The 8928-nt window shown below is 58.1% G+C and carries 8 protein-coding genes; 1 reads left to right on the forward strand and 7 read right to left on the reverse strand.

What is annotated here, in order from left to right; all coding sequences use genetic code 11:
- From ABY403_RS09615 to ABY403_RS09630, 4 genes are all read right to left on the reverse strand, one after another.
- A partial coding sequence (locus tag ABY403_RS09615; RefSeq protein ID WP_372840573.1) for a glycosyltransferase family 2 protein occupies positions 1-693 on the reverse strand: 693 nt, incomplete at its 3' end.
- 107 nt (positions 694-800) lie between these two features.
- Complete coding sequence (locus ABY403_RS09620; RefSeq protein ID WP_372840574.1) at positions 801-2594, reverse strand: glycosyl transferase; 1794 nt, start codon at positions 2592-2594, stop codon at positions 801-803.
- Positions 2595-2619: 25 nt separating this feature from the next.
- Positions 2620-3735 carry a hypothetical protein gene (locus tag ABY403_RS09625; protein WP_372840575.1) on the reverse strand — a complete coding sequence of 372 codons (1116 nt, stop codon included), beginning with the start codon at positions 3733-3735 and terminating at the stop codon, positions 2620-2622.
- A gap of 530 nt (positions 3736-4265) precedes the next feature.
- Positions 4266-5354, reverse strand: coding sequence for a polysaccharide biosynthesis/export family protein (locus tag ABY403_RS09630; protein ID WP_372840576.1), 1089 nt, complete (start codon positions 5352-5354; stop codon positions 4266-4268).
- 288 nt (positions 5355-5642) lie between these two features.
- Between ABY403_RS09630 and ABY403_RS09635 the strand changes: the two genes are divergently transcribed.
- A complete protein-coding gene (locus ABY403_RS09635; protein ID WP_372840577.1) occupies positions 5643-6449 on the forward strand; it encodes an SDR family NAD(P)-dependent oxidoreductase in 807 nt (268 codons plus the stop codon).
- A 19-nt stretch (positions 6450-6468) separates the two neighbouring features.
- Here ABY403_RS09635 and ABY403_RS09640 read toward each other — a convergent pair whose 3' ends face one another.
- The 3 genes from ABY403_RS09640 to ABY403_RS09650 all read right to left on the reverse strand — a co-directional run.
- Positions 6469-7836 (reverse strand): hypothetical protein, encoded by a 1368-nt coding sequence (locus tag ABY403_RS09640; protein ID WP_372840578.1) that lies wholly within the window; start codon positions 7834-7836, stop codon positions 6469-6471.
- A gap of 36 nt (positions 7837-7872) precedes the next feature.
- Complete coding sequence (locus tag ABY403_RS09645) at positions 7873-8526, reverse strand: ABC transporter ATP-binding protein (protein ID WP_372840579.1); 654 nt, start codon at positions 8524-8526, stop codon at positions 7873-7875.
- Positions 8523-8928 (reverse strand): ABC transporter permease (locus ABY403_RS09650; RefSeq protein WP_372840580.1); only part of this gene is annotated, 406 nt, incomplete at its 5' end. The genes ABY403_RS09645 and ABY403_RS09650, both read right to left, overlap by 4 nt.

An 8928-nucleotide genomic window follows, 5' to 3' on the forward strand; every position in this document is an offset into this window, starting at 1 on the left:
CGTGAAAGGAGGCAATTCCGACGGCTTGACAACCACAGGCGGTTTTTCTCCCGGCGGCACAGGGTATATCACGTCATGAATACGAACCCTGAAACGGGTCTCGCGGCGAAACGCTATCTTGCCGCGCACATGCCCGGACAGGCCGCGAAACAGAAATGGTGCACCTTCGCCGTAGGCGGCAGCGATCAACGCGGTGTCATCGGTCCGGCTGCGAAACACTCCGTCAAATATCGTTTTCGGTTCGGGCGCGGGCGGCAGAACACGTTCCATTGGCAAAATGCGCACCCAGTCGTGCTCTTTGGGCACACGCGCCAACTCGGTACCGAGTGCAAGGGGCGTCGCAGGGTCTGCCGCCACCAGAAACTCATCAGAATCAATGTGCACCAGCCAGTCGCTATCGCTGGCGCTGCGCGCATGAGCAACGTTCGCGTTTTGCCTCGGCACCAAATTGTTTGGCCGTCCAGCGGGCCGTGCTGCCCAGTACGCGTCATCGCAGACCGTGACCACGCAGCGAGGATTGGAAGCCAGCGCCGCCTCTATCTCTGGCAGAGGGGTGTCGAGGTAGATGTGAATCCGCTCGGCATCGCTTTTCAGATGATACGCGATGCAGGGCAGAACGGTCTCAGGCACGCCGTGCATTGTGGAAACAATCGACCAGCGGGCGACTTTGGAACGACCTTTCCAGAACAACATTCAACGCACCCCTGAGTTGTTCCCTCCCTGCCTAGGAAGGTAACACGCATGTTAAACTGGCCTCATTTCCGCATCTTGATCAAGCATTCCCTTGCTGCATGACTTTATCAGGATGATTTGAACGTCCTTTGCCAGAAATCGCGTGTCGCAATACCCTCATACCCGCGCTGCCACTCTTTCTTGATCGCAGGGTATCTCAACGCCAGTTTTCCGAGGTTTTTCGCCATGCGAAAGCTCTGTTTCAGCGCCGCAAGTTTGGAATGGCGCACGGTCAAAATCTGGGTCCCATCCGCGTTCACATAGGTAATGCGCGCAGCCCCCCAAACCTCTTGCAGATTTCCGCGCTGACTGGATTTCAACGTGACATGGTTCCCCCAAAGTCCAAAAAACGGCAGCAGGTGGCCGTTCAGCGTGTTCACCGTCAGCAGTAGCCAGAAACGGCTTCGGCGCGGGTCGAACCGGCGACGCGATTCAGGTGGCTGCCCGGTCATCGGCACCCAATTCTCGGTCTGACGCTTCTTGGCGATGCGGGCGCGGCGCTCGGACATATCGGCGTTTTCGGCAAAGAAACCCGGCCCTTGCAAAACGTCCTCCAACGCAAGGTTCAGTGCTGCCAAGGTGTCGTAATGGCTTTGCATCAGGCTTCGGATAAAGAACCAGAGCGGAATGCCGAGCGTGCCGCGCAGGCCGATATCCATGGATGGAAGTGCGAGGTGGTGCACGAGATGACTGCGCAGATCGAGATAGAGCGTTTGCAGCGATTCCTTTTCGGCGAAATCCGTATCCTGAAAACAGATCACCCCGGGCAGGGTGACGATCTCGAAGTCATTGGCGATTGAGAAACTGATGTCGTCGCCGCGCACAAAAAACGGGAAAGGCCAATGCCTTGTCTCGGCGATGCTGAAGGCAAAGAACCACCAGCCGCCGTAAAAATTATGCGGCTTTGGCACGGTTGACGCTTCCTCCATTCGAACGACGTCGTCAAACGCGCGCAGATCTGTGCCCATCCATTGCGGGCGGCAAAAGCGATCAAAAATTGCGCCGCTTTCCCAAAGTGACCATGGGTTTTCGGCGGATGTCAGGCCCCCCGCAACGGCAGTTTTCGGGTCAGTTGCATAGGCAAGAAACGCCCAAGTCCGCACCAACGCTTCCATGTGAACCGAGGCGTCGTCATCCATGAACAGACAATGGCTGAAACCGCGCGCCTCGGCCTCAAGAAGTCCGCGGGCAAAACCACCTGAGCCGCCAAGATTGGCATTGGCGATTGGGGTGACGTGGTCCGAGGCGGGGATATTGGCGCTTTGTCCGTTATCCACCACGAAAAGATGCAGGCGCGGGGCAAGCGAGGAGCGCGCGATGAAACGCTCGAACCGCTCTGCGGTTTCCTGCACTGCCGCTTCGCGCTTGTAGGTGGTTATCGAGACGGCCAGTTTTGGCAGACGCGTGGGTAGGGTGGCAGTAACCCATGCGGCACCGTTCAGCCGCGCGTCGCCAAGGGCGCGCAGCGTGAAGAACAGCACGCCCGTCGAGGCATGAGCCGCAATGTGCGGCGTCACATCGACACTCAACGGCTTATCCAAGGAAAGTTCCACGAGCGTATTGACGAGCGGTTCGCGAGACTGCCCTGTTTGCGCGCAGAACACGACAAGCTCAAACGAACCAATGCCGTCAAGCCGAAGCCGAAGATCCACCAAACCGCAGTGACGCCGCCACTTGCCTAGGTTGAACACGTTGGCGGCGGTGCTGAAATCGGCGCTCCCACCCCTTCCAAAGGTCAAGCAAGGGGCGTTCATCGAAAATGCGACGGGCCCCGCAAGGCGCATGTAAAGCTCGCGCTCTGTCGAGATACCCGGCTCTGGCCAGAGCAGCGATTGCAAAGTGGTCATTTGGGTAGCGGGCATCAATTGTTCTGCTTCTGGAAAGAAGTCATGGCTGCAAAGGGGCGAAGCGGGCGCGCTCCTGTGCAATGAAATCACGGACCGAGACGGGCAGGGGCGCTGTCACCTCGGGAGTAAGTTGGTCGAGGGCTGCGCGCACCGCTTCGGTTTCTGGCATTGTGCGGCATTCAAGTATTTGGTTCAAATCGGGAAAAAACGCCTCAGCACCTGCGGCACGGCTGAGCCAATCATGGATAGGCAAAAACTCATTGAAAATGTTTTTTCGGTGGGCAGCGCCGAACATTTCGACATCGGCATTGTGCGGTAGGGTAATCTTGCCGTCCACCGCTTGCAGGAAGCGTATCAGACGGTGCGCATCGGGGGTGGAGAGAACGGCATTGCCGCGCCGGGCAATTTCCGTAACGGCCAGCGGTAGGCTTTTGTTGGCAGAAACCGCGGGAAGCATGTCTTTGGGGAAGGCTAGGCCGGAATGCGCGATGTAATCGGCCTCTGACCCGCCTGCTTTCAGTATGTCGCCGTAGTTGCGAAGCACCTTGTGCTGACCTGGCACCAGATCCAGCCAAGCTTCCACGGCGAGACGGAAATTGAGGTGGATGGTCGGAGCGTAATGCGCCCAAGCACCCTCGCGCAGCGGACTAACAGGCTCGCTGACTTTGATGCGTTGGCCATGCCAAGATACCATGTAGTCGTCGGGGCGGCGCAGCGCGCAGTAGAGGCTGAAAGTCGCCTTGGGAAACTGGTCACATAACCGCCTCACCAACTGCGGCTCCACAGAGCCAAAATTAGTAAATGCCTCGGAACACAGAATTAGCCCGGTTGGCTGCAAGGCTTCAACCTGAGCGCGGATCGCGTGCATCATCTGATGTGAACTTGGCAGCATTTGAAACTGCTGAGGAACCTTCCTGTCCGAGACTTCGGCCATCATGCGGTAGGCAAGCGCACTGTGCGGTTCGCGAATATTTACCGGAAGAACTTCTGCAGTGTCACCTCTTCGCGATCTGGCCAAGGCCGCGGCAGCGCCTGTCATTTCTGTAAAAGGATAAAGAATGCCAGCATCCAATAATTTATTGAAGTTCTGAGACAAATACACTTGGAGCGAGGTGGAGCCGACCTTGTGGTGGCCGATATAGAGGCTGATATGCATGGGCGTATTCCGGTTTGGCTCGCTCATTGGATAGCGGCGCTATCGTGCTGACCTGAAAGCAAGATACATGGTAAAATGGATGATTGCGCAGAAGTTGGAAGGTGCATTGATCCAGTTACGCCAAGATCAGCACCGCCTAGACGCAGGGGCGAATGAAACGGCTTGAGTCGCAGGCCCTGGCTCGCACAGCTTAGGGCCATCTCGTGTAGGCGGGGCATGATCGGGTTTCTTTTCCAAAGGCAGTCCACACCCTGCTTCAGCGCGCGGAGCGAATACTGGGAAAGAAAGGCTTGAAGCGTTATCGCTCCGGTATTGTGATGCCCAGTATGGCATATGGCTATCATGCAATATCCAAACGATCACCGGCACCGAAAGCCCGCCAACCACGCGCCCCTCATGCCGTTTACAGTATTGATGCCGCAATTGAAGCGCAAGCAGACGGGCAAGTAAAACCACACCCAAACCCAGCCAGCGAAGCCGTCAGCAAGAAGCCTTTCCGCGCCGCAGCCAAAACGGAAACCACGCTACCACTACAGATCTTGCGCGTTGCTGGCCGTTGCAACCGCAACATTGAAAATCGACATCAGTTTGGCGAGTTGCACCGACTCTGCATTGGTGACGTAGATCGCGTCGTTGTCAGATAGCAAAAAAGACTGCGCCAGAAACTGCGTGGTCGGGTTCTTCATGTCGAAACGGTACACGGTGGGAATACCACGTGCGGTTTGTGGGTAGGCGGCCAGATCATTGTGCGCAACTGCGCGCAGGCGCGCGGCACTCTCGTAGCGGAACAGGAATACCCCGGTTGCATCGGCGCGCGCGTCGATCGGCCCGCCAGCGGCGGAAACCGCTTCGAGCACTGAATAATCGGTGGTTTCAAGCGCAAAGGTTCCGGGCCGCGCCACAGCACCCGACAAAGTATATCGCTGCGGCTCGCGCGTGAGCACGATCAGATCGTCGCGCTGCAACTTGATGTCGTTTCCGGGTTTGAGCAGGATATCGGAAAGATAGGCGCTGGCAGTTCGACCGTTGCGCACCAGCGTAACGAGCGTCTCATGCGCCGCGTGTCGGCTACCGCCCGAACTTGCAATGGCTTGCGAGATGCGATCGCCATGCAGCGACAGCGCATAGACGCCGGGGGCACCAACTTCGCCCGCCACGGTTGCGCGGTTGTTTTCGGAACGCACGATATTGACCAATGCCTGTGGCTCGATTGCCTTGCCTGCAAGCTTCTCGACGATCTTTTGCTGAATCTCGCTGGGTGTGTTTCCAGCCACGTCGATTTCACCGACATAGGGCAAAGAAATCCGGCCACTACGATCGACCACAACGGCGGGAAAATCGGTGCCTCCGGCGCCGCCATTACCGGTGGCGAAAAGCCCGCCTGCACCAGCTTCAAGCACGCGCACGTTCAGCACATCGCCCAAACCTACCGCCTGCGAGGGTTGCGCCGCGGTGCTGCTGGGAATCGCGGCCAACCCATTTCGATAGGGAACGCCAAGGTGTTGAACCACGGCGGCATCGACATCCAACAACAGGTAATCATATGCCTCGGCGCCAGAGATTACACCGGCGGTATCGGGCCCCTGTCGCGGCAGGCTACAGGCGGCAAGCAGCGCCATTGCACCTGCAAGCACTGCGCGGCGTTGCACAAGGTGAATTGTCGGTTCGCTTGTTGCAGGAACCTGCGTTCTTGTGACCCGATTGCGTCTCTGATTTGGAATTGACACTTTCGGCGACCTGCTAATGAAGAAATGGGTGGGCAGCGTAAACCTGATAATGTCGGTGAACCTATTTGAAGGTGCATGCGCTGTCTAGTGCCGGGCCCATCTGACAGCGGTTATGGGTTGTAGCACCGCGCCCAAAACGCCATCCTGCTTTTGTGGCGGCGGCGCCGCCTGGGGGATTGCATGAATAACGCAGATGGCTCGATCTTCATTTCAGGGGGTTCGAGCGGTATCGGGCTTGCTACCGCAATGGCCTATGCGCGCAGGCGCAAGAAACCGCGCCTCGGCCTTTTTGCGCGCGACAAGGCGCGGCTTGACCGCGCAGCCGAAACGATTTGCGCCGAAATACCAACCGCAGAAGTGCGGTGCTTTCCGCTCGACGTAGCAGATTCCGAGCGGGTCGCAACGACCGTCTCGCAAGCCGTAACGGCGCTCGGCGCGCCGGACCGAGTCGTGCTGGCCGCAGGCATCACGCTGCCGGGTCGATTTGACGCCAACAGCCTTTCGGTGCAGCGCGAGGTAATGGAAATCAACTACTTCGGTAGCCTTAACATGGTGCTGGCGCTTGCCCCATTGATGCACGCAGGCTCGCGCATTGCGCTCGTAGGGTCGGCAGCGGGGTTGATTGGCACCTATGGGTACGGCGGCTATGCGCCATCGAAATTTGCCCTGCGCGGTCTTGCCGAAGTGCTACGAGTCGAACTTGCCGCGCGCGGCATCAGCGTGACGTTGTGCCTGCCGCCCGATACCGACACGCCGATGCTCGCAGCGGAATTGCCGCTTCGCCCCGCTGTCACAAATCGTATCGCCGCAGGCGCGCCGGTATTGTCTGCCAGCGTCGTTGCCAATGCATTGCTGCGTGGCATGGAAGCCGGGCGGTTTCTGGTATTGCCCGGCCTGCCGGTTAAATTGCTTTACCTTTTCGGGCCGTGGGTCGCGCCAGTTGCGCGTTGGCAGCAGCGCCGACTGATCCGCAAGTTAGGCGAATAGTCGGCGCGGCATGCCGGGATCAGCTTAGATGTTCACGCACTATCTGTACGAACATGCTGAACACTCCCCAAATCAGAAACGACACGAGGGCAATCACCGAAATCGAGAGCATGGCCCTGGGATAAAGCGCCTCCTCGGGGATCGAGGGGTTTACGAAGGCCGCGACGTAACGTTGCTGGCGATCCGCCTCGATCCGCGCCGCTTCGAGCGATGAAAGCGCTGAAAGATAGGCGCGTTGGCGAAACTCCAGATCGACGGCCAGCGCCTCGTACTGCGCCACAGCGATGTTGAGCGATTGCCCCTGAGCGCCGTCCAAACCGTTTGCGCCGCTGTTTCCCGTTCCTAGGCGCGAACGTTCCGCGGCGATTTGCCGTTCGATTGAATCGATCTGGCTGCGCAGCACACGAACGCTGGGCGCATCCTCTGCCAGAAACTCTCGCAGGCTGCTCATCTCGGTCAGTGTACGCGCCAATTGCCCCTGCAACTGCGCCAAAACGCCTTCCTGCGCGGCAACAGAGGTGGTCGGGTCGATCTGCTGCTCGGTATCACGGAAAAGCGCGATCGCCGCCCGTTGCTGACGCAGCCCTTCTTCGGCGCGCGCAAGCTCTGACTCGGCAAGTCGCACGGTGTCTTGGCGCGCGTGTTCGGACACTTTGTTCACCAGATCACTCGTGGCCGCCAGCACAGCCTCGCTCATTGCAAATGCATCTTCCGGCGAGAATGCCTGCACTTCGACGGTCAGGATTTGCGAGGTGCTGTCATAATTGGCCGAAAGCATCTTGGGCAGATATTCGACCTGCTCTTCCTTGGTCGCATCGGTTGGCATTCTGGTCAAGAAGTCGGCCTTGTCGTTCGAATATATGGCCATGACATCGACATGATCCGAGATCGCGTCAAGAAACTGACGGCTTTCAAGGAAATCGACGACCATATAGGAATCGGCCTGCGTGCTGCCCGCCGCAGCCGCCCCCGTGACCATGCCAAGCAAATCGTTCGTGCCAATGCCACTGGGGGAACGGATCGCAAACTTCACTTCGACGGCATAGCGGTCTGCAGCGATGAAGGCATAGTAATAGGCAGCCAAACCGACCGGTAAAAGCACAAAAAGCGCGAAGGTCGTTATCGTAATCCAACTGAAAAGCCGCTTTGTGCCGACAGATGGCACTTCGATCGGCCCCGCGACAAAGCTCGAACCAGTCGCGGGCGCTTTGGGGCGTTGACCCGCGTTCGCTTTTGCCGACCGGCCTGGCGGGTTCCCGTTCCCCGCACCGTTGCTGCCGGGTTGCGCCTTGGCCGCACCATCCGCGCGCGCGGCAGCTGGTGTAGCTTGCTGCGCTTTTGTCTCTGCCGCGCCCGGGGCGTTCTTGCTGTCGGTCAAGTCGCTCAATTGCCATCTCCGCTCATTCGAGTTGCCCTGCCAATGTCAGGCGACAATTGCGTCATAGACGTCGATTGCCTCGTCCAGATCTTCATAAAAAACAGCGGAGCCGCCATCGACCAGCAACCCGCAATCGCAGTATTCGCGCAAGGCTGGCATCGAATGCGACACCATGATCATACGCGACTTGCGTAGCAACTCGTCAAATGCCGCTCGCGATTTTCTCTTGAAACTCGCGTCGCCGACACTCAGCAACTCGTCGACCAGATATGTATCAAATCGCAACGCCATGCTCAGCCCAAATGCAAGCCGCGCGCCCATACCCGAAGAATAGGTGCGTACCGGTTCGTTTATAAACTCGCCGATTTCCGCGAAGTTTGCGACGTGATCGATCACCGTCTGTTCGTCGACACCATAGACCCGCGCTACGAAGCGGATGTTTTCCAGCCCAGTCAACTGCGGGTGGAAACTGCCACGAAAACCGATTGGCCAAGACACACGGATGTCGCGCCTGACATGCCCCCAATCGGGGTCGATGACGCCCGCGATAAGTTGCAGCAAAGTCGACTTGCCCGCGCCATTGCGACCCAGCACGCCAATATTCCGATGCGGAAGTGTCAACGTTAGATCGTTCAACACCCGTCGCCGCGCGCCACCCCGCATCCGAAACGACTTGCTGACATGCTCGAAGTGAATCACGATTCACCCCTGCGGCTGAGCCGAAGTTGCACCATGCCGATGAAAAGCGCGACGAGACCGAAAAGGTAGAGGTAGCTCAGGCTCACATATGTGTCTGGGTAGACGGCATAAAAGCCGACGCGAAAGGTTTCGACACCGTGGACGATCGGGTTCCAAACCAGCACATCTCGAAATTGCGCCGGGACGCTTTCGAGCGAGTAAAAAATGCAGGAAAGGAAGAAAGATGGTGCCATGATCATGTTGTAAACATAATTCGCCATGGTGAACCGTCGTTGAAGCACCGCGATGTTCAGCCCAACACCAAGTGCGAGCAGGCCAAGCCCTGCAAACCCGACAAACATGATGCCAATATGCGCGGGCGGATCAGCGGATAGGAAAATTACCAGAAAGCTGAACACTAGC

It is taken from the genome of Phaeovulum sp. (assembly GCF_041596715.1).
Classification (GTDB): Bacteria; Pseudomonadota; Alphaproteobacteria; order Rhodobacterales; family Rhodobacteraceae; genus UBA6213.